General features: G+C 47.2%; 23 protein-coding genes. 8 read left to right on the top strand and 15 right to left on the bottom strand.

All coding sequences use genetic code 11. The features are described from left to right. Positions 1 to 17: 17 nt before the first annotated feature. Together KNO98_RS11630 and KNO98_RS11625 are read right to left on the bottom strand one after the other, a co-directional pair. Positions 18 to 500: a hypothetical protein gene (locus tag KNO98_RS11630; RefSeq protein WP_251129481.1), complete on the bottom strand. Its 483-nt coding sequence runs from the start codon at positions 498 to 500 to the stop codon at positions 18 to 20. Continuing rightward, positions 493 to 768 (bottom strand): 4a-hydroxytetrahydrobiopterin dehydratase, encoded by a 276-nt coding sequence (locus tag KNO98_RS11625; protein WP_026824479.1) that lies wholly within the window; start codon positions 766 to 768, stop codon positions 493 to 495. Before KNO98_RS11625 ends, KNO98_RS11630 begins: the two co-directional genes overlap by 8 nt. Before the next feature lie 139 nt (positions 769 to 907). Between KNO98_RS11625 and KNO98_RS11620 the strand changes: the two genes are divergently transcribed. Together KNO98_RS11620 and KNO98_RS11615 are read left to right on the top strand one after the other, a co-directional pair. Continuing rightward, complete coding sequence (locus tag KNO98_RS11620) at positions 908 to 1,441, top strand: cysteine hydrolase family protein (RefSeq protein WP_214700985.1); 534 nt, start codon at positions 908 to 910, stop codon at positions 1,439 to 1,441. A gap of 22 nt (positions 1,442 to 1,463) precedes the next feature. Further along, a complete protein-coding gene (locus tag KNO98_RS11615; RefSeq protein WP_026824481.1) occupies positions 1,464 to 2,909 on the top strand; it encodes a nicotinate phosphoribosyltransferase in 1,446 nt (481 codons plus the stop codon). 32 nt (positions 2,910 to 2,941) lie between these two features. Here the strand turns inward: KNO98_RS11615 and KNO98_RS11610 are convergent, their stop codons facing one another. Then, positions 2,942 to 3,244 carry a hypothetical protein gene (locus KNO98_RS11610; protein WP_026824482.1) on the bottom strand — a complete coding sequence of 101 codons (303 nt, stop codon included), beginning with the start codon at positions 3,242 to 3,244 and terminating at the stop codon, positions 2,942 to 2,944. A gap of 113 nt (positions 3,245 to 3,357) precedes the next feature. Between KNO98_RS11610 and KNO98_RS11605 the strand changes: the two genes are divergently transcribed. After that, entirely contained in the window at positions 3,358 to 3,831 is a 474-nt protein-coding gene (locus KNO98_RS11605; protein ID WP_026824483.1) for a YwpF-like family protein, read from the top strand. Between the two features lie 76 nt (positions 3,832 to 3,907). On the opposite strand, the gene KNO98_RS11600 is transcribed toward KNO98_RS11605, so the two are convergent. From KNO98_RS11600 to KNO98_RS11590, 3 genes are all read right to left on the bottom strand, one after another. Next, complete coding sequence (locus KNO98_RS11600; protein ID WP_214700984.1) at positions 3,908 to 4,384, bottom strand: DUF456 domain-containing protein; 477 nt, start codon at positions 4,382 to 4,384, stop codon at positions 3,908 to 3,910. 10 nt (positions 4,385 to 4,394) lie between these two features. Next, the gene (locus tag KNO98_RS11595) at positions 4,395 to 4,994 is read right to left on the bottom strand and encodes a histidine phosphatase family protein (RefSeq protein WP_214700983.1); all 600 of its coding nucleotides are present in this window, start codon (positions 4,992 to 4,994) and stop codon (positions 4,395 to 4,397) included. Positions 4,995 to 5,057: 63 nt separating this feature from the next. Then, positions 5,058 to 5,993: an alpha/beta hydrolase gene (locus tag KNO98_RS11590; RefSeq protein WP_214700982.1), complete on the bottom strand. Its 936-nt coding sequence runs from the start codon at positions 5,991 to 5,993 to the stop codon at positions 5,058 to 5,060. A 175-nt stretch (positions 5,994 to 6,168) separates the two neighbouring features. On the opposite strand from KNO98_RS11590, the gene KNO98_RS11585 reads away from it, so the two are divergent. Next, complete coding sequence (locus KNO98_RS11585; protein WP_214700981.1) at positions 6,169 to 7,197, top strand: metal ABC transporter solute-binding protein, Zn/Mn family; 1,029 nt, start codon at positions 6,169 to 6,171, stop codon at positions 7,195 to 7,197. Positions 7,198 to 7,236: 39 nt separating this feature from the next. Here KNO98_RS11585 and KNO98_RS11580 read toward each other — a convergent pair whose 3' ends face one another. From KNO98_RS11580 to KNO98_RS11560, 5 genes are all read right to left on the bottom strand, one after another. After that, the gene (locus KNO98_RS11580) at positions 7,237 to 7,683 is read right to left on the bottom strand and encodes a hypothetical protein (RefSeq protein ID WP_214700980.1); all 447 of its coding nucleotides are present in this window, start codon (positions 7,681 to 7,683) and stop codon (positions 7,237 to 7,239) included. Between the two features lie 52 nt (positions 7,684 to 7,735). Beyond that, complete coding sequence (locus KNO98_RS11575) at positions 7,736 to 8,191, bottom strand: hypothetical protein (RefSeq protein ID WP_214700979.1); 456 nt, start codon at positions 8,189 to 8,191, stop codon at positions 7,736 to 7,738. Positions 8,192 to 8,276: 85 nt separating this feature from the next. Continuing rightward, positions 8,277 to 9,722 (bottom strand): alanine/glycine:cation symporter family protein, encoded by a 1,446-nt coding sequence (locus KNO98_RS11570; RefSeq protein WP_026824490.1) that lies wholly within the window; start codon positions 9,720 to 9,722, stop codon positions 8,277 to 8,279. Between the two features lie 203 nt (positions 9,723 to 9,925). Continuing rightward, the gene (locus tag KNO98_RS11565; RefSeq protein ID WP_214700978.1) at positions 9,926 to 12,391 is read right to left on the bottom strand and encodes a CoA-disulfide reductase; all 2,466 of its coding nucleotides are present in this window, start codon (positions 12,389 to 12,391) and stop codon (positions 9,926 to 9,928) included. Next, the gene (locus tag KNO98_RS11560; protein ID WP_026824492.1) at positions 12,388 to 12,693 is read right to left on the bottom strand and encodes a rhodanese-like domain-containing protein; all 306 of its coding nucleotides are present in this window, start codon (positions 12,691 to 12,693) and stop codon (positions 12,388 to 12,390) included. The genes KNO98_RS11565 and KNO98_RS11560 overlap by 4 nt, the downstream gene beginning before the upstream one ends. Positions 12,694 to 12,969: 276 nt before the next feature. Here KNO98_RS11560 and KNO98_RS11555 point away from each other — a divergent pair, with 276 nt between their 5' ends. The 3 genes from KNO98_RS11555 (at position 12,970) to KNO98_RS11545 (ending at position 14,772) form a co-directional block, all read left to right on the top strand. Then, positions 12,970 to 13,236 (top strand): metal-sensitive transcriptional regulator, encoded by a 267-nt coding sequence (locus KNO98_RS11555; protein WP_214700977.1) that lies wholly within the window; start codon positions 12,970 to 12,972, stop codon positions 13,234 to 13,236. 67 nt (positions 13,237 to 13,303) lie between these two features. Next, positions 13,304 to 13,735, top strand: coding sequence for a type III secretion system chaperone family protein (locus tag KNO98_RS11550; RefSeq protein WP_026824494.1), 432 nt, complete (start codon positions 13,304 to 13,306; stop codon positions 13,733 to 13,735). 89 nt (positions 13,736 to 13,824) lie between these two features. Then, the gene (locus KNO98_RS11545; protein ID WP_214700976.1) at positions 13,825 to 14,772 is read left to right on the top strand and encodes a DUF4003 family protein; all 948 of its coding nucleotides are present in this window, start codon (positions 13,825 to 13,827) and stop codon (positions 14,770 to 14,772) included. 1 nt (position 14,773) lies between these two features. On the opposite strand, the gene KNO98_RS11540 is transcribed toward KNO98_RS11545, so the two are convergent. The 4 genes from KNO98_RS11540 to KNO98_RS11525 form a co-directional block, all read right to left on the bottom strand. Beyond that, positions 14,774 to 15,493, bottom strand: a complete 720-nt coding sequence (locus KNO98_RS11540; RefSeq protein ID WP_214700975.1) for a YwiC-like family protein — start codon at positions 15,491 to 15,493, stop codon at positions 14,774 to 14,776. 103 nt (positions 15,494 to 15,596) lie between these two features. Next, complete coding sequence (locus KNO98_RS11535) at positions 15,597 to 16,229, bottom strand: YitT family protein (protein ID WP_026824497.1); 633 nt, start codon at positions 16,227 to 16,229, stop codon at positions 15,597 to 15,599. Positions 16,230 to 16,528: 299 nt separating this feature from the next. Beyond that, positions 16,529 to 18,601: an MMPL family transporter gene (locus KNO98_RS11530; protein WP_214700974.1), complete on the bottom strand. Its 2,073-nt coding sequence runs from the start codon at positions 18,599 to 18,601 to the stop codon at positions 16,529 to 16,531. 91 nt (positions 18,602 to 18,692) lie between these two features. After that, complete coding sequence (locus KNO98_RS11525; RefSeq protein WP_214700973.1) at positions 18,693 to 19,493, bottom strand: hypothetical protein; 801 nt, start codon at positions 19,491 to 19,493, stop codon at positions 18,693 to 18,695. A gap of 130 nt (positions 19,494 to 19,623) precedes the next feature. On the opposite strand from KNO98_RS11525, the gene KNO98_RS11520 reads away from it, so the two are divergent. After that, positions 19,624 to 19,788, top strand: a complete 165-nt coding sequence (locus KNO98_RS11520; RefSeq protein WP_214700972.1) for a YycC family protein — start codon at positions 19,624 to 19,626, stop codon at positions 19,786 to 19,788. The last annotated feature ends 7 nt before the right edge of the window (positions 19,789 to 19,795 follow it).

The raw sequence follows: 19,795 nt of genomic DNA, 5'->3' as shown, positions 1-19,795 counted from the left end.
CATGACGTTATCTTTTATTATAGATTATCTGACTCGGTGACGACATAGTGTTTTATGACAGGACCTGACCCACGTTGTTCCACGGCCCGTTTCAACCGGTCTTCGAGGACTGCGTAATCCGCCGTATCTCGGAAGTGTTTTCCACCAGACGTGAATTGAATGAAGACGACAGCATGGTGGTCGTCCGGGTCGACCCCGAGACGATAAGCCGAAAAACCTTCATGTCCGACACCGAGGGGCGCCTTTTCAGTCAATAGTTGATGAAATAACAGAGAACGGGCATTCTCATCCGCCGGGATGTTCGCATACAAGATGTTTCCTTTTTTCACGAATTCCCCTGATGCCTCTTCAATTTCAAACACTTTGCCACTTTTGAACGGGGATTTGTCCCCCTCCGCGAGTAAAATCGTCTCATGTCCATTCGCCGCGATGACACCCGGTTCTTTCCGAAGGCGCTCCGAAACGCTACCTGACGCGAACGTCATATAAAGTTTAGACAAGTCCTTCACACCCTTTCGCGAGTGTAATGTCTTTCTCCGTGATACCACCTTCGTCATGAGTCGATACGGTCAAAGTTACATCCCGATACTCGATTAAGATGTTTGGGTGATGATCGAGTGACTCAGCCAAATCCGCTACTAGATGTACGAATTGGATGGCTTCCGGGAACGTTTCAAGGCGGTAAGTCTTTTGAATCTCCCCATTCACTTCTTGCCAACCGCTTAAGCGTGACAGTTCGTCTGTCAATTCACTTTGTGATAATACCATCGTCACAATCCCCTTTCCCTATACGGTCTACTTGTCTTATTCTACCCAAACCGAAGAAAAATAATCTTCCGCGCATGATGTATAATGATTTAGAATGAGATGGATAGCCATCATTTTGATTATGAGAGGAGCATCTTCTATGCGCGCATTGATTGTTATTGATTATACATTTGATTTTATCGCAGACAGTGGTCGTTTGACTTGCGGGAAACCTGGGCAAGAGATTGAAGAACGGATTGTCACGTTGATTGAAACGTTCTCGACAGAGGATTATGTCGTCATCGCAAACGATGTCCATGATGCAGGCGACACGTTCCATCCGGAAACGATGTTGTTCCCACCTCACAATATCCGTGGGACAGAAGGTCGTGAATTGTACGGAGCTGTGAAAGAAGCATCCAAAACGGCAGACCACTGGATTGATAAGACACGGTATAGCGCGTTTGCCGGAACGGACCTTGACTTGCGTCTTCGGGAACGCGGCATCACAGAAGTTCATCTTGTCGGTGTCTGTACGGACATCTGCGCGCTCCACACAGCCGTAGATGCCTACAATCTTGGTTATCAAATCGTCGTCCACGCCGATGCCGTCCAAAGTTTTAATCCGGTCGGTCACGAATGGGCGCTCGAACATTTCGTCACGACACTCGGTGCGACCGTCGTCGGAAAGTGACGTAAAACAGAAAGGAAAATATATGTTACATCGCAATTTAGCACTTCATACGGACCTTTACCTTCCACGTTGGATGTATATCTACTGGAAGCAAGGTCGTCATAACGAAAAAGTCGTCTTCGACCTTTACTACCGCTCGAATCCATTTAGTGGAGGATATGTTGTTTTTGCTGGACTCGAGAACATCGTCCATTATTTAGAGAACGTATCGTTTACCGAAGAAGATATCGCCTACTTGAAAAAACAACTTGGATTCGAAGACGAGTTTGAGGATGTGTTACGAAATTTCAAGTTCACTGGTTCACTATATAGTGTCCGCGAAGGAGAAATCATCTTCCCCCACGAACAAGTCGTCCGGATTGAGTCGACCATCTTTGAGGCAAAGTTGTTCCAGACGGCACTCCTCAATATCGCCAACCATGAATCACTTATCGCTACGAAATATGCACGGATTCGCCAAGCTGCACCGAACGAAACACTCCTTGAAGGCGGCGCACGTCGCGCGCAAGGGGTCGATGCTGCCTATTACGGCACACGTGCCGCTTACATCGCAGGTTTCGATGTGACAAGCCTCGTCTCTGCCGGACGTGATTTCGATGTACCGACAGGAGGGACGATGGAACATGCGGACATTCAGTTCCATGATGATGAATTGAGCGCATTCCGTTCATTCGCTGAGATGTACCCAGACAACACGAGCCTTCTCATCGACACATACGATACTCTTAAATCCGGTCTTCCGAACGCAATCACGGTCGCGAAAGAACTTGAGGCAAACGGACACCGCCTCAAGTCTGTACGACTCGACTCCGGAGACCTCGCCTATCTGTCGAAACGTGCCCGGAAAGCATTGAATGAAGCCGGTCTCGACTATGTTAAAATCGTCGTCTCTGGTGATTTAGATGAGTACGTCATCCAAGACTTACGAATGCAGGGCGCCGAAGCCGATACGTTCCTCGTTGGGACGCGTGGGATCACAGCTTATGAACAGCCGGCACTTGGTATGGTATATAAACTCGTCGCACGAGAAGATGAGACCGGAGAGTTGAAACCGGTCATCAAAGTGTCTTCTTCCAAAGTGAAGACGACGACGCCTCATAAAAAAGAATTGTACCGGATCATCGATAAGGAAACGAAAATGTTCAAAGGGGATTACATCGCCCTTTCTGACGAACCGGTTGATTCATACACAGAGATCGACTTAATCGATGTCCGTGACCCAGCCTTTAAAATCAAGACACGTAACTTCAACGTCAAACGCTTGTTGCAGCCAGTTTTCCTCGATGGGAAACGAGTATATGACCTACCGAGCACAACCGAGATTCGTACTTACCACCATGAGCAGATGAACGGTCTTTGGGAAGAGTATAAACGCCTTCGCCTGCCGGAAGTTTACTCGGTGACGTTCAGTAAACCACTTTGGGATCTAAAACTTGATATGATTCGCAAAACGCGAGTTCCAAAATAAAAAAGGTTGTGGGTGCATTCCCACAACCTTTTTTATACCATCGTCATCTCGCCCGCTTGGCTTTGATCTTCTTTTCTCCGAAAGTAAAGCGCCATCGACAAAGAGAGCAATATCAAGACAAAATAGACAGTCCGTTGCCAAAACGTAGCTTCGGTGTCCCCTTGGAACAGTGCAATGATATAATCACTCCCACTGACTAAAAACAGTCCGGCAAGCAAAAGAAAGATTCGATAGCCGGCCCGACTCCGCTCCCCTTTCACTTTGAAGAAAAGGACACCATAGTAGACAATCGCCAGAATCGTCACATAACCGATTACGCCAACAACCCAACTCATCTTGATGCCTCCCTCACTCTCTATTTTTCTGTTTCCTCCCCGTTATCTTAACATATTCTATTCATCATACTATGTTAAGATGGTCTAAAGAAAACGCGGAAAGGAACGATCCTATGAAAACGTTTCGCCTCGTCCAAGTCCGTCTCGTTCAAGACGAATACGGCAATGAACTGAACTTACCAATCGATTTGCTCGACGGATTGATCATCTCCAAAGAACACGACTCTGAGTGGCTACTCGAGATGCTCGTACCGACCGAGTCCGCGGTCACGCTCCATCACTACTTAAACAAACGAATTCTTATCCTCGCCGAGGCAATCATCACGTCCCGGACGAATGCCCCGGCTGCGCTCGCCTTGACGTTCACGAGCGAACGCGCTTTGAACGATCATCATACGTTCGTCGCCGAGGGACTTATGTTGATCCCGAAACAGGATGCTACGAAACAAGTGCTTGATTCCTTGATTCAAGATGGGGTTGCCACATCGAATTTGAAACCAGCTTTCTTCGAGAAGAAAGTCGAGCTGCAGCAAACGTTCAGCCGTTTCGCCTTTAATCAATTAGTCAAAACCGGGTCATTCGAATAATCGAATGACCTTATTTTTATTTCCCCACAACCTTGGACCCTTCAAACAAAAAAAAGACGGAGAAATAACCTCCGCCTCACACGTAGATAAAGAACAAGATGACCATCATCGTCATTCCGATAACTTTTAACAACGTGCTGCCGAGAAAGGCGAGAACCGTCCCGACGCCGATACTCCATGCCTCGCGTGTCGTCTTCCCGAGCGTCAATTCTGCCAAAAATGCGAAGATGAACGGGAAAATAAGGACTCCGACGAGCGGGAATATGAAAGGTCCGGCAATCAAGCCGATCGTCGCGCCCCATTTCGCTCGTTCCGAGCCACCTCGTTTGTCCACCGTTGCCCGGGTAACGACATAGTCAACCCCAAACAAAAAGATGAGGAAGACGGATTGCCATACCCAGAACGTCCAAGTCAGTGGCTCAAATGAGAAACCAAACCCATAAATCATGTAACCGATAAACAAGAATAGGACACTCGGAATGACCGGGTAAATGAGTCCGGCAAAAGCGACTACAAATGATGCGATAATAAATACCCATAATAAGGTCGTCATGACATTCTCCTCATTTCATAATGGCCGGATCGGTGATATGGTCAGCTACATTGATTGCCTTCACCTCAAACTGACCATGTTGATGGATGATATAGTTCGAGCAGGCGTTCCGCATCGCATGACGGAACGTGTATGTGTCATCAATCGCTGAAAGCGCTGCTTTGATTGCATGTGAATGGCAGACGACAATGATGCGCTTGCCTGGATGTGTGTCGACCAAATGCTTCATTCCTTCTAAAACACGGGCGCGCATCTCACCTTCCGACTCGAGGCCAGGAAGGCGCTCCTGATCATCGGCTTGAACAGCCTCATAAATACCTTTTACCGGCTGTCCCGATGCCGCTCCAAATTCACGTTCAATAAACCGTTCATCTAAACGAATCGCCCCATGCTCGATACCACATGATGTCGCAATCGCTTCTGCCGTATGAACCGCACGCGATAAGGGACTAGAGACGATGATGTCCCACTGTTCTTGACTTAAAAAAGCTGCACTCTCTTCGGCCTGTTGACGTCCGAGTGCATTCAAAGGATTATCTTCGCGCCCTTGAATAATTTCTAAACGATTCCAATCGGTCTGACCGTGCCTGACTAAACATAACTCTGTCACTACTTCCACTCCTTATACTTTCAATCATCACTCATCGTACCATCTTCCCTAAAAATCGCAACGTCATACCATGCATTCATCAATAAAACGGTTGAGGCGTACCATAAGTTGCTTTTCGCTGATTGGATTGTCCGATTGCAGGAAACTTGCAAGTGAGTGCGTTCCATTAGGAAATGAAATGAGTTGGACGTTCGCACCGACATCACTCGCATGTTCGACGAAGTGAAGCGCCTGGCCAAATGGCACAATCGGATCTTTCTTCCCATGTAACAATAAGATTGGCGGTGCATCAGCGTATAAATGGGAAACGGGTGAACATTTCACCATCAGTTCACGCCACTCTTCACGGCTTCCTTCATAGAATTTCAAATGAGCCAACCACGTCTGAATGAACTTGAATAATAAAAAGTTTGTTGGTGGATACAAGGCGATAACCCCTTTGATTTCTGGGAGATCATCCCCGAGTTCACCTACAAATTGTTTGTGACGATCGAGTGCTGTCGCGAGCAACAAAGCCGCTCCCGCAGAATCGCCCCACACGAGTAATTGCTGTGTATCAAGCATCAACAACGATTCGTGTTTCTTCAAATAGCAAAGTGCATCTGAAGCATCGGAGATATTATCAGGGAAATACACCCCATCTTCAAATAAGCGATAATCGATACTGACGACAGCGATTCCTTTCCCTAAAAAGTGATCGAGTAACGGATGAAACAACGTCACCATGCTCCGGTCCCCTCTGACAAATGCTCCCCCGTGTGCATAGACCGCTACCGGGAATGGACCTTCACCTGGAGGGAGATATAAATCAAATTGGAGCGGACGATCGTTGACAATTTTATACGTGTACGTGTGACGCCGGCGTGTTGTCGGTCGAATCGGCAATTCGGGTTCTTGCCATCTGACAAGTGACCCATACTGACTCCACACGCTAGCCCCGGCTGCAGTCGCGGCAGCAATCGCCGCACCACCTACAAACCAGGCAGTCTCCTTTCTCATACAATCCACTCCTCGTCCCTTTTTTTAATCATATTCCCGTTTTTTTCAAAAATCTATCCATCAGAAGTCGGACTTGACGTGCTTCGAAAGGCACACTATAATATTAATCGCAGTCATAAAACGTAATTGTTACGATTTAATATTCAGATAATTTTTGAAAGGTGGACGATGAAAGATGAAAAAGACATGGCTAGGTGCCGTCGCGGCCGGGACGCTTCTACTTGGAGCTTGCGGTAATACCGAAGGAGATAACACAACGGAATCAACGGGCGACAAATTGACGGTGTATGCCTCGACCTTCGCTTTAAAGTCAATAGCTGAAGAAATTGGCGGAGATCAAGTCAACGTCGAAATGGTCATCCCACCCGGAGCAGACCCGCACACATTTGAACCCACTTCTAAGCAGATGACTCAAATTGCTGAAGCCGATCTCTTTTTGACGATTGGTCACGATTTAGAGCCATATGTCGAATCAATGGAGAAGAGTTTAGATGGACAGAACGTCACCTTCGTTAAAACAGCGGAGAACGTGGCGTTGCTCGATGCAACTGATACCGTTCATGTTCATGAAGAAGATGGTCACACTGAGGATGAGCATGCACATGAAGAAGATGGACACTCGGAAGACGAGCACGCCCATGAAGAAGATGGACACTCGGAAGACGAGCATGCCCATCACGACCACGGACAATACGACCCTCACGTTTGGCTCGACCCAATGAACGCCGTTACAATGGCGGAAGCCGTTGAAGCAGCTCTCAGTGAAGAGGCCCCGGACTATAAAGACGAGTTTGCGGATCGCTTAAGTGCATTCAAAGAAGAAGCGGACTCCCTAGATAGTGAATTGGCAGCAGCGGTCGAAAACGGGACGAAATCAGAACTTCTTGTAACGCATGCCGCTTATGGCTATTTAGCTGAACGCTATGGATTCGAACAATTACCAATCGCCGGACTCACACCTTCTGAAGAACCATCACAACAAGCCCTCAAACGAATCATTGAAGAGGCTCGTCTCCACGACTTGAACTATATTGCCTTTGAAGACACGGTCACACCAAAAGTTGCTGAGGTCGTGAAGCAAGAAATCGGCGCAGAAAGCGTGACGATTTACAACTTGGAATCGGTCACAAAAGAACAGATGGATAAGAGCTATTTCGACTTGATGCGTGAAAACGTCAAGGCACTCGAGACAGCTTTGAAATAATTAAAATCCCGAAACGAGATGGCTCGTTTCGGGATTTTTTCATGCTTCTATTCGACGGTCTAACGTCTTCATCGTGACGAGAAGCAGGAGTATTAGCGATACGATGACGCTCATCATCCAGAAATCTCCGTCCACGAAGAATGATGGTGCCCACTCCCCTGCACTCAGTCCCAACCACGCTTGACTGACACCAACGCCAACCAGTGCGATTACACCGAAACGAATCCATGTCATCTTTGGAACGAACCGTTTGCTGACCAAATAACTGTTTAACACTAAAAGACCAATATAAGCGGTGAGTAGGACGTTCCAAGCCGTGTCAAACTGGACAGATACCACCCCGCCCGTCACAGCATACCCCCATGTCACCAAGAAGACGGTGAATGAGATAAGCGTGATGCGATAAAGTGATTTGACTCCCGTTTGATACGCAATAAACGGATTGATGAGTATTCCGAGCGAAATGAGTGTACCGAACACGTCCATGAGCAAATCCCCTTAATACCATTTCTTACAGTATACGATGAGGAACTCACTTTCATTCATAATAAATGAGGACTAGTTCTTCCTGGGACGAAGCCGTCTCACAAAACTGTTGCAACCGGGTCCAGTCTTCCCAAATCGTCTCGAACTCATCTTTTGCCACGAGCGCCATGTCTTTCACGTCATCTCGTCCGAACGCATGCAACGTGTCTTTGACGATGTGAAGCAATTGAGGAGTCAGTATACCGACAACGACCGCCTGCGCTTCATTCACAATCAACTCCTCGCCAACGAGTGCCATTTCCATATTGTATGTGTCCGCCCCATCGATATACACTTCGATTTGACTGAGCACGCGTTGAAACGGTTCCACATTCGGAAGCGTCAGCGTGTCGTCCCGATCCCGATATTGCTCATGCATATGAATCAACCAGTCTAAAATCATCTCCGGTTCTTGGTTGAACGATACCCATACTTCTGGGGAAACACGTACATAATGCGTCGTCTCCATACATGAACGCCCCCTTTTTTATGACATTACCCGTCTTGTATATGTAAAAAAACCGCCTACTTAAATTCGTAGACGGTTTCCTACATCAAAAACGATTTGTTCCTGTTTGTTGTTCTTCTGGTTCGCTCTCCCAAGCTTCGATATATTCACGGCCAGGAAGGTTCTCAACCGAGTCGACATAGAAGACCGGGTCTTCTCCTGCTCGACGTTGTAACAAGTAATCATCGAGAACGGCGCGAGCCACCTTCGCCAAGCGGAAGATCGCATACAAGTTCACGAGTGCCATGAGACCCATGAACACGTCCGCAATCGACCAGACGAGACCTGCAGAACGGACCGCACCAAACAAGACCATTCCGACGACACCGATGCGATAGAGCGTGACGTAGATTTTTTTATCTGAGATGAACTGAATGTTCGTCTCTCCGTAATAATAGTTTCCAAGAATCGAACTGAAAGCGAATAAGAAGATTGCAATCGTCAAGAACGATGTCGCTACCGGACCGACTTCTGCTGTCAATGCAGCTTGTGTCAGTTCGACACCTGCAAACGATTCTGAACCTGCTACTCCTGAAATCAAGATGATCATCGCTGTCGATGTACAGACGAGTAATGTATCCACGAAGACACTAAACGATTGAATCAATCCTTGTTTGACAGGGTGTGACACTTCCGCTGTTGCAGCGGCGTTCGGCGCAGAACCCATACCTGCTTCGTTCGAGAAGAGACCACGACGAATCCCTTGAAGCACCATCGCACCAATCGCACCACCGAAGAGTTGCTCGATTCCGAGGACTCCCTCTGAGAAGATGAGGCTGAAGACGTCTGGTAGGAGATTGACATTTGTCACCATGATCCAAATCGCGAGTAGGATATAGCCACCTGCCATGACTGGAACGATAATACTCGACAAGAGTGCGATAGATTGAATCCCACCGAAGACGACAACGGCCGTCACAATCGCAAGGACAATCCCAACGACTGTTGTACTGATCCCAAATTGATTACTCACAGAGAGTGAAATCGTATTCGACTGTACCGAGTTGAATGCAAATCCAAATGCGAACGTAATCAAAATTGCGAATAAAACACCGAGCCAGCGTTGACCAAGCGCACGTTCCATATAATAAGCCGGTCCCCCGCGCCATGTGCGTCCGTCACGAATCTTATACACTTGTGCCAATGTACTTTCGACGAATGCAGATGCTGCTCCAATCAAGGCAATGAGCCACATCCAAAAGACCGCCCCTGGACCACCGAGCGCAATCGCTGTCGCCACACCGGCAATGTTACCTGTACCGACACGTGCCGCCGTTCCGATTGCGAACGCTTGGAAAGAAGATACTTGTCCTTTCTCACGCGCCGTCCCTTCTTTAAACAAAAGACGGAACATTTCAGGAATCATACGGAACTGGACGAACCCCATACGAACCGTAAAATAAAGACCTAATGCGACAAGTACAACGATGAGCACTTGCGACCACAACAAATCGTTCGCCTGCGAAACAAGCTTCTCTACCAATTTCTCCATACTAATCCTCCATCATTCTAAAACTCTTAACAAAAAAGTCATGTCAACTTTTTTAACATGAGTAGAATTATAGGTAAATTATACGAAAATTGCAATATTAATTCACTTTCTTGCATGATAGGCTATTTGACCAAATCGAATCTTGCGAAAAAAAAAACGAATCAGATTGCTCATCGCAACCCGATTCGTTAAATATTTCATATTTAGATAAAGAGGTTCAAGTTGCCGTCTTCTGCTGCGCCAAGATATGCCGCAACACCACCAAGGTCGACCCCCTCGATCAACTCTTCTTCTTTGATGCCCATGACATCCATCGACATCGTGCAGGCTACCATTCTCACACCTGCTTCTTGCGCTGACTTGATCATCTCTTCGACAGAAGGGACGTTCTTGTCACTCATGACTTTTTTCATCATTTTTTGACCGACACCACCGAAGTTCATGTTCGAGAGCGGAAGTTCGCCGGCATGTCCTGGCATCATCATACCGAACATTTTTTCAAGGCCTTGTTTCTTCACTTCCGGTGCGTCCGGTTTGCGAATGACATTGAGTCCCCAGAATGTGAAGAACATCGTCACGTCTTTACCCATCGCTGCAGCACCTTGCGCAATGATGAGGGATGCGAGCGCACGGTCAAGGTCTCCACTGAAGACGACCATTGACGCACCGTCTTTTGTTGGAGCGCCCGCCTGCGGAGCAGCCGGACCTTGTCCTTTTTGAAGGATGGCTTCGACTCGTCCGTTAACAAATTGTTTCGAGACGAGCTTATTGCCTGTCTTCTTCGCCCACGCTTCGATATCAGCGAAGAATCCTGGATCACTTGCGAGTACGCGGAGCGTTTCGCCTTCTCCGAGGTCTGCGACTTTCTTATTCACTTCCAGAATTGGTCCCGGGCATTGTAGACCACACGTGTCTAAAATAACCGCTTCACCGATTGGTGCATTCGTCATCTGTGCTGACTCCTCCTCTACAACGGTTGCTGCAGTTTCATTTGATGTGTTCTCCTCTTCAAGCGCCTCGAAATCACGATTGATTTGTGACCACGTTTTGTAGCCACCGCTCAAGTTCTTCACTTTGAATCCGTTTTGACGCAAGATTCGTGATGCGAGATATCCACGAAGACCGACTTGGCACGTTACATAAATTGTTTCATTCCGGTCATAGTTGTCTAAGTTTTCACGTAATGAATTCAACGGAACGTTGATTGATCCTGGAATCTTCCCAAGTTCATGTTCTGATTCGTCACGTACGTCAAGCAATGTCGCTCCATTTTTCACGAGCTCATCGATTTCATCCCAATGTACGACTTCGTTGTCGCCGAGCACGACGTTCGAAGCGACATAGCCGATCATATTGACCGGATCTTTCGCTGAGCTGAATGGTGGAGCGTAACTGAGTTCGAGATCCGGAAGGTCAAGAACTGTCAAACCACCTTTCATCGCTGTGGCAAGGACATCGATACGTTTGTCGACTCCATTGATGCCGACACCTTGCGCACCGTAAATCTCACCCGTTGTCGGGTGGAACAAGAGTTTGAGCGAAACTGGTGTCGATCCTGGATAGTACCCTGCGTGCGAACCCGGGTGCACGTGGACGGCTTCATAAGTCTTACCAGCCGCTTTCAAACGTTTTTCGTTCCATCCTGTCGATGCGACCGTCATATCAAACACTTTGGCAATTCCTGTTCCCATCGTTCCGTTGTATTTAACGTCACGACCATTAATGATATCCGCCACAAGACGTCCTTGACGGTTCGCTGGCCATGCGAGTGGTACAACGGTTGGTTCTTGGAAGACATAGTCGAGTACTTCGACGGCATCTCCGATTGCATAAATATTTTGATCTGATGTGAGCATTTTTTCGTTGACACGAATCGCGCCGCGCGTACCTGTCTCAAGGCCCGCTTCCCGTGCAATCGTCGATTCAGGGATGACACCGATTGACATGATGACCATATCCGTATCGATGACGCGACCGCTTGTCAAATGTACTTTCTTCCCTTTTTCAGAGAATGAAGAAACACCGTCTGATAATTGAAGTTCGACACCGTGAAGGCGCATGTGTTCATGAATTGGAGCGACCATCTCGCGGTCAAGTGGCGTCATGACTTGGTCTGCCATCTCGACGAGTGTGACGTCAACGCCGCGCTCACGTAAGTTTTCCGCCATCTCAATCCCGATGAAGCCCCCACCGATTACTGTCGCGTGTTTTGGTGCTTTGTCATCAACGTAGCTACGAATTTTATCCGTGTCCGGGATGTTACGTAGTGTGAAAATATCTTCTGCTTCATCGATTCCAGGAATGTTCGGACGAATCGGTTTCGCCCCCGGTGATAAAATGAGTACATCATATGACTCATCATACGTTTCACCGGTTTGGACGTGTTTCACTGTCACCGTTTTTTCGTCACGGTTGATTTTTGTCACTTCCGTCAAGTTGCGGATATCGAGTTGGAAACGTTTGTTCATTCCTTCAACTGTTTGAACGAGCAATTTTTGACGATCTTGAATGACGTCTCCGATGTAGTATGGAAGACCACAGTTCGCGAATGAAATATACTCCCCACGGTCGAACATGACAATTTGGTTTTCTTCATTTAAACGACGGAGACGTGCTGCTGCAGATGCACCACCTGCTACTCCACCAACGATTACGATTTTTTTACTCATTGTCCATTTCCTCCTCTGACGACTTCTCCTGGCCAACTCATCAAGCCATCTTCTATATTGACCACTTTATAGCCTTTTGCCTCCATTTGCCAAGTTGCTTGCGTGCTACGTGCACCAGAGCGGCAAAGAACGACATATTCTTCAGCAGGATCGAGTGTATCAATCCAAGTGGTGATTTCTGATAACGGATAGTTTTTTGCACCTTCGATATGACCTTCTTCAAACTCGTCACGTTCACGTACGTCGACGATGTTTACAGGCACTTCAAAGTCCATCTGACGTTTTAAAGCGGATGCTTTCATCACTGATCTACCTTTCCTTTTCGATTCAATCTATACCATTCGGCTTGGTAGCTGGCGTTCAACAAGTTTGTGATTTGTTGAACATTTCGCTTCCACGTCATTAATATACCCCCTTAGGTATTAGAATGCAAGAAATAAGTTTGACGAAATGTAGAATTTTTCTTCATTGCTCATTCGGATAGTTGATGCTCGACACATACTCCCCCATGTATTAAGATGAGCCTACACAATAAATAGTTGGGTAACTGAACAATTTTTACTATAGAGGTGAATGACATGGAACAATATCAATACGATCCAAAAGTATTGAACCGTATGAAACGCGTGGAAGGACAAATTCGCGCCATCATTCGTATGATGGAAGAAGGGAAAGAGTGTCGCGATGTCGTGACACAACTCAGTGCCGCCCGATCCGCACTCGATCGTGCCTCGACAATCATCGTGGCTAAGAATTTAGAGCAGTGCATCATCACAGCTCAGGAAGATGGTGAAGATACGTCAGAAACGGTAGAAGAAGCCATTAAAATGTTGATGAAACGCTAGTTCCCCTTGCTTTCCCTGTTCAAATGGGGGAAAGTTAGAGTAACGACTTACTAAGGGGGATTTCCTTGTGAACTTCGAAGAAAAAGTAGAATCATTTAAAGCGCTCGCCGCTGAACGCAATATGACGTTCAAAGAGAGCGACACTGAAACGCACGTCACGTTTTTGACGCGTGAAACAACAAAATCCGGGGCTCAGCCCGTTATGATTATCGCTTTTAACAAAAAGACGACAGACGCTGAGTTGTACGCTGCGACCGTCACGCACGTCCCAGACTATGTAGAAGATTTACCGATTCTCAATGCCTTGAACGAGTTCAACCAGGAGTTCAAATACTTCCGCTGCGTACTCGACAGCGATCGTGATGTCACACTCGCATCTACACTCGACCTCGACCTCGGTTTCTCACCAGAGATTATCTTGCAACATTCATTCATGATGTTCCAAGCGGCCGATGAAGTGAACGAGTACATGCAAAAATTGTATACACAAGTACAATAATGAAAAGCCGCCCGGATTTTTTCCGTGGCGGCTTTTTTGAAACATCTTTCTACTCCATCTCGTATGGTTGACCAAGGAGGCGATTCGACATGACACGTTATGAACGATATGTAGAGGCACTAGATGCCATCAAAGAAGCGACGAAATGGGAACTGACAGATGACTTCCGGCGCTTGATGGCCATTCATTACGCGATTCACGATACCCCGTTCGATGCATCACGATTTTCAGACGCACGTGATGCATTGAAACAAAAAACAAAGATATTCTCAAAGTTCAGAGGTAGTCAAAACCTCGTGTGGCTTTCGTTTCTCGACGCTAAGTACGAAGACATCGGAACTGCGATCGATGAGGCGCTCCGACTTGATACATTGCTCGACCGTAAACACTTCCGCTTCAGTTCATTGCGTCCTTTTTTAGCGAATCAACTGATCAATGTAGATCACCCTGAGCAAAGACTCGATGAGGCGACGGACCTGTATCAAACGTTTAAGCAACATCATCCCTGGTTGACGAGTGAGGAAGATTTGTTATCAGCACTCGTACTCGTTCAAGCGTTTGACGACATCATCGATTTAAATGAACGCATTGAGCAGCACTATACATTATTGAAAGACCGACTTCCGAAGTCAAACGAACTGCAACTCGTCTCTCATTTACTGACATTCAGCGACTCTTCTCCAGAAGAAGCGGTGTCACGATTGCTCACTTGGAAGTCGCACTTAGAGGAAGTAGAAGTATCTATCCGTCGTGAACACTTGCCTGCGCTCGCCCTACTTAGCATCGTGACAGAGCCGAACATGGATTCCATACACGCCGTAAAAGAAATTGTGGATGTGGAAAAAGACAAGCAGCGCTGGTTCAATACACATAGCGTGCTCGTCGCTCTTCAACTTGTGGCAGCCGACCACATCACTACTGGAGAAGCGAACGATTTATTGCTTCACGGAACATTCGCTCACCTGCTCGCGATGCAACAAGCGATGACGGCTGCCACGACTGCCGCAGTCATTGCCAGTACCACGTCCACGAACTAAATTAGACGAGGTACGTCGCGAGACACGTCAGTACAAATACAGAATTCGCAATCTCCACAATCCCAATCTTCATGATTGGGACTTTTTTTCCGTAAAACCAAATAGCACGAATCAGGCTTGGGGCGTAAGCTAATACGAGCAGAGGATAACCCAGTACAATGAACACGATGATCAGTAGTATATGATACCCCCACGAAAGGTTCCGATAAATAATGCTCTTCTTTTCCCGAATCATCGTCTTGACGAAAAAGATACTCCCGAAGAAATATAAGTATGATAAGACAAACACCCATATCATCGTCTCATCCAAGACGCGTGCCCCAAGATAATAGCTCGCCATCCCGCCGATACAGAACGAAGTGACAGCACTAGCGTCGTTCCATACGTTTCGTTCATCTTTGATTTTGGCAAAGTAAGCGTTCACGAGACCAAATGGGATCATCGCAACGGCGAACCAGATGAGACGCCACTCCACGAGAAATACTGGCACGATAGCTACGATAGCAATGATGAGATACATCATTACCGTGCGTAAGAGGTCACGCGACTTCTTGCGCTGTTTTATGTATTGGAATAAGAAAAATGTACCCATGTAAACAAATAGCCATGCGATTGCAAAAGGTACGTGTGCCCATGTCCATCCTCCGACCATTCCTCCGAGAACGAACGGTAAAATGAGCATCGACCATGCCCCATGTTGATTTGGAATCATCCATTTCATCACACTTCACTCCTTCATCCTTCAGTGTATTAGACGGTGAAGGCATAAGCTATGAGATTTGACACAAATAGCGAAAAAGAAAAATATGAACCAAAAAACGATCTCACGCGAGATCGTTTTTTGGTGTCCAATTTGGCACGACAGGTGTCGCTTGGAGCTCGTCGACGACGAGCATCTTTGTGACGACCCGTCCGGCGATTGACACCGCGACGAGCGTATACAATGCGCTCGATAATGGTAAATAGATGAGTGAAATCCCAAGGACGATCACATCAAAGATAATCAAAATCGTGCCGACCGACACGCCTGTCCATTTCGATAAGCCAATGGCGAATAAATCGTCGCCTCCGGTAGCTCCACCTGACTTCAAGACGAGACCGAGACCATATCCGGTCAAAATCCCACTCGCGATGGCAGCGAATAACGTCGCCGGCCATACTTGAATATCAAACGTGAGCAAATCGAGACGGTCCCACATCGCATAACTGAGCGATAAGGACGAAGCGGCTAATACCGCCTGCCCGACAAAACGCCATCCTTTCCACCATAACGCGATGATAAAAAATGGGATGTCGAGCACGATCATCGAAATCGCCGGGTCGATATCAAATAAATAACGACCGAGTAGCGATAATCCGACGAACCCACCTTCCGCCAAACCAAACTGTTCATTCAAATAATAATAACCGAACGCCATGATTAGCGTTCCGAGCACTATGGTAGCAACTCGTTTCATTCCGATTGTCCTCCCCGTTCTTGACGGAGAGGAGGATCCTCAGTCGTAGCCGCGGTTCCATCTGTTCCATCTCCGATCTTCCGTTTGTTGATTGATACACGTGATTGTGATCCTTCAACGCTAGAAGTCCGGAAGTTGGAACAGAGGCCATGTCCTCTCGGTATCCATAAAGACCTTCCTTTCTCAAATTGCGCGTAATCTTGTACACAGTTTACCACACATTTTGATTTAGTTGCTGAATGTTACCTTTAGTGCATGTTACGTTTCGGTAAATCTTTCTTCCCGAACCACCACCAGTTCTAATCTCCGAACAGTTTCATGAGGGACGGAACGAGCAGGATCCGGATGATAGTCGCATCAATGAAGATGGCGAGCGCAATCCCGACTCCGAGCTGTTTGATCGGGCTGACGCCTGTGAAGGCGAACGCACCGGTGACAACAATCATAATGATGGCTGCCGAGGTGATGATTTTACTCGTTTTCGCCAGTCCCATCTCCGTCGCGTAGTCATTGTCACCCGTCTCGCGGTAATATTCTTCGATTCGTGAAACGAGAAACACCTCGTAGTCCATCGACAACCCAAAGACGAGCGAGAAGATAAAGACTGGAGTCAAAATACTGATTGTCTCGGCGTCATACACATAGCCCGACTCAAAGATGATGACGAGCAGTCCGAACGTCGCCCCTAGACCGAGCACGTTCATGAGAATCGCTTTGATCGGAATCAAGATAGAACGGAACGCCCACATGAGGATAAAGAATGTCGCCAAGATGACAGTGATGACCGCATAGGGGATGCTGTCATAAATTTCGTCGTAAATCTCTTCATTGAAGGCTGCCGGTCCACCGACTTCGAACCCTTGATTTCGCCAATCGCGTACGAATGCTTGCGCTTCTTTGTCGCTCGGAGGTACATCAAAGCTCACGTTGACGAGTGCCAGATCCGTATTCCCGTCAAGTGTGACGAGGCGTTCAAGCGGAGCGAGTTGTTCAGGTGCCGCCAGGGCGAGTTGCGTAAACGTCTCCGGTGTTAACCCCGATGTCGTCAGGAAAGTCGAAACGTTATCGACGATGTCGACTTCATTCAACTCATCCGTGAGACTTGTCAATTCCTCTAAAATCATCGGATCGGTCAAATCGTTCGCTTCGAACAGAATGACCGCATCGGTCGAATTATCCCCAAACACATCGTCCCATCGCTCGAGCGCAGCTCGTGATTCGTATGAGGTCGGGAGAGCGTCGGCATCTGGTATGTTCAACTCTAAATCGCGAACGAACCAAAGGCTCGGTAGCAATAACAACAATGCAACGAGTGTCATCGTCACGGGACGCTTCATCACGAAGCGGGCAAGCTTTTGCCAACGCTTTTCAGAACGGGTCTCATCAGACTTGATGATCCGTCCTTTATTCAAGGCATCACCGACTAAGTAAAGAGATGACGGCAAGAGTGTCAGTGCCGATAACACCGCCCCTGCAACCGCAATGAGTGCACCGAGTGCGATTGCCTGAAAAACGTCGACCTGGATGAACAATAGGCCGGCCAACCCGACAAATACACAAAGTCCCGAGAAGAGAATCGACCGTCCGGCCGTCGCAACGGTTCGTATGATGGCCTCTTCTCTCGATTGTTCACGCGCCAATTCTTCACGATACCGATTGACGAGTAACAGGGAGAAATCAATCCCGAGCGCGATGGCAATCATCGCTACAGCATTCAGGACAAAGATGGATAATTCCATGTTTTGTGCAAAAAAGAATAGCGATCCCGCCGCCACAATGAATGTAATCAACCCGACGAGTAACGGCATGAGCGCGGCGAGTGGTGTGCCAAAAACGAGCAACAACACAACAAGCGCAACCGGAATCCCGATCAACTCTGCCCGAATTAAGTCATTTTTTGAAGCCTCATTCAAATCGTCCGCAAATACGGGTTCTCCCGTCAATCGAACTTCCGTATCCGAGTTCGCAATGAGTGCGTCACGGACCGTATCTATCGACGCCTCTGCCGCTTCGTAATCTTCGAATTCCAAAACAAAATAGGAGACGTCTCCTGACCGGGCGTCTGGGTTCTCTGCCGGTGTGACCACCCCGTCAATCCTTGGAATCGCTTCAAAGCGTTCCTGTTGTTCGTCCATAATCGCATCTAGGTCTCCACCTTCGAATAAGACGATCATGGATGCCCCTGCCCGATCAAATCGTTCATTCAATGTATCTTCCACTTGTTGGAACCGTCCGTCTTGAATCGCAAAACCGTTTCCTTTTAATTCACTCGGAAGCTGCAATCCAAAATAAACTGACCCCGCAATTAAAATTGCCCAAACGAGTAGCACCCCATATCGAAAGCGAATTAACTGCCTACCCAACCATTCCATCTTTGTCACTCCTCCCTCTCTAACCATTTACTTCCCGTTTCTCTCTCCATTCATCATCACTTCACAAAAAAATCCTGAACCCGTGCTCGGTTCAGGAGCTTTGTCGTTCAAAAACTTGAAGCCAACTATGACAAAATCTTGGTGGTGCAGATAAGACGACGAGACGATCGCCTCGGTCATCTAATAGCATAACTTTCAATAATTGATTGTCTGCACATATGCTTGAACAAAATAACTCTTTATCCCGGTGAAATAGCTGAAACGACTCCGTCGATGTGATGGCCGTCGTTTCTCCGACTTGATCGAGAATGACCGTGTCACGGTCTCCTTGGTAGGGAATGCGCCAGTTTTCATTCGTTATCACATTCTCAACTAAAAAATGATGTGCTTTTTCATCGAACAGGGTCACGCATGTTTCAGGTGTGAATCTTTCGAAATCATACGTCCCTTGATAGGCCAGCTCGATGATGTCCCCGAACATCGGGACTTCTTCGTAACGACTATACCGAAACGTATGATCGTCAAGGTTCAAAGCCACGACATCCGATTCGGCTGAATATAAGAAGATGTCATTACCTTGCCAATGGTGCAGATTGCTAAACCAATCTCCGTTGAATCTTTGTGGAATCGCATGTGTCTCCATCGTTCCTCGTTGTAAATCAATGACTCCATAAAATCCTCTTTCTTGAAACCAAGCTACGGCACGCGTCGTGTTCGGCTCCACATATAGGGCGCACGGCGTCCATATCCAGTCAATCTCCCAGCGAATTTGAGACGACTCGTCAAAGAACAAAAAGCCGGTTTGCGCCAAGTACAACATCCAACCTTCACCGACACGTTCTAACCATTCGATCGTTTGATGAAATTGAAAATCTGCTGTTTGTTTGTACATTTGATCACTTCCTAATTTCAGCTTAGCAACGACCGAAACGAAATTCGATTTTGAATGTGTTCGTTCAACACATTTCTTATTTTCCTGTATACTGACGGTATAGAATTATGGTTTAGAAAGGAGAATTCCAATGCGTCCATTACAATTATCGCCAGAGACCGCTGTTGAGCTTGCGAAAAAATTAAACGTCCCGCTCGAAGAACTGATGCATATGCCGAAGCACATCCTCGTCCAAAAAATGATGCAACTCGAAGCATCTCAATCAGAGGGAGACACACCAAAGGAGACGGATTAACGTCTCC

Source organism: Exiguobacterium sp. s57 (assembly GCF_018617685.1).
Classification (GTDB): domain Bacteria; phylum Bacillota; class Bacilli; order Exiguobacteriales; family Exiguobacteriaceae; genus Exiguobacterium; species Exiguobacterium marinum.
The sequence above is the reverse complement of the archived record's forward strand: the minus strand, read 5'-3'. Positions and strand labels throughout refer to the sequence as shown.

What these genes read in the sequence shown, in the direction of transcription:
- KNO98_RS11540 (WP_214700975.1), bottom strand. Translation starts at nt 15,493, where the DNA reads ATGAAATGGATGATTCCAAATCAACATGGGGCATGGTCGATGCTCATT.
- KNO98_RS11600 (WP_214700984.1), bottom strand. Translation starts at nt 4,384, where the DNA reads ATGACGACCTTATTATGGGTATTTATTATCGCATCATTTGTAGTCGCT.
- KNO98_RS11605 (WP_026824483.1), top strand. Translation starts at nt 3,358, where the DNA reads ATGAAAACGTTTCGCCTCGTCCAAGTCCGTCTCGTTCAAGACGAATAC.
- KNO98_RS11580 (WP_214700980.1), bottom strand. Translation starts at nt 7,683, where the DNA reads ATGGACGTGTTCGGTACACTCATTTCGCTCGGAATACTCATCAATCCG.
- KNO98_RS11570 (WP_026824490.1), bottom strand. Translation starts at nt 9,722, where the DNA reads ATGGAGAAATTGGTAGAGAAGCTTGTTTCGCAGGCGAACGATTTGTTG.
- KNO98_RS11575 (WP_214700979.1), bottom strand. Translation starts at nt 8,191, where the DNA reads ATGGAGACGACGCATTATGTACGTGTTTCCCCAGAAGTATGGGTATCG.
- KNO98_RS11555 (WP_214700977.1), top strand. Translation starts at nt 12,970, where the DNA reads ATGGAACAATATCAATACGATCCAAAAGTATTGAACCGTATGAAACGC.
- KNO98_RS11625 (WP_026824479.1), bottom strand. Translation starts at nt 768, where the DNA reads ATGGTATTATCACAAAGTGAATTGACAGACGAACTGTCACGCTTAAGC.
- KNO98_RS11535 (WP_026824497.1), bottom strand. Translation starts at nt 16,229, where the DNA reads ATGAAACGAGTTGCTACCATAGTGCTCGGAACGCTAATCATGGCGTTC.
- KNO98_RS11585 (WP_214700981.1), top strand. Translation starts at nt 6,169, where the DNA reads ATGAAAAAGACATGGCTAGGTGCCGTCGCGGCCGGGACGCTTCTACTT.
- KNO98_RS11520 (WP_214700972.1), top strand. Translation starts at nt 19,624, where the DNA reads ATGCGTCCATTACAATTATCGCCAGAGACCGCTGTTGAGCTTGCGAAA.
- KNO98_RS11530 (WP_214700974.1), bottom strand. Translation starts at nt 18,601, where the DNA reads ATGGAATGGTTGGGTAGGCAGTTAATTCGCTTTCGATATGGGGTGCTA.
- KNO98_RS11560 (WP_026824492.1), bottom strand. Translation starts at nt 12,693, where the DNA reads ATGAAAGCATCCGCTTTAAAACGTCAGATGGACTTTGAAGTGCCTGTA.
- KNO98_RS11610 (WP_026824482.1), bottom strand. Translation starts at nt 3,244, where the DNA reads ATGAGTTGGGTTGTTGGCGTAATCGGTTATGTGACGATTCTGGCGATT.
- KNO98_RS11615 (WP_026824481.1), top strand. Translation starts at nt 1,464, where the DNA reads ATGTTACATCGCAATTTAGCACTTCATACGGACCTTTACCTTCCACGT.
- KNO98_RS11590 (WP_214700982.1), bottom strand. Translation starts at nt 5,993, where the DNA reads ATGAGAAAGGAGACTGCCTGGTTTGTAGGTGGTGCGGCGATTGCTGCC.
- KNO98_RS11525 (WP_214700973.1), bottom strand. Translation starts at nt 19,493, where the DNA reads ATGTACAAACAAACAGCAGATTTTCAATTTCATCAAACGATCGAATGG.
- KNO98_RS11545 (WP_214700976.1), top strand. Translation starts at nt 13,825, where the DNA reads ATGACACGTTATGAACGATATGTAGAGGCACTAGATGCCATCAAAGAA.
- KNO98_RS11620 (WP_214700985.1), top strand. Translation starts at nt 908, where the DNA reads ATGCGCGCATTGATTGTTATTGATTATACATTTGATTTTATCGCAGAC.
- KNO98_RS11565 (WP_214700978.1), bottom strand. Translation starts at nt 12,391, where the DNA reads ATGAGTAAAAAAATCGTAATCGTTGGTGGAGTAGCAGGTGGTGCATCT.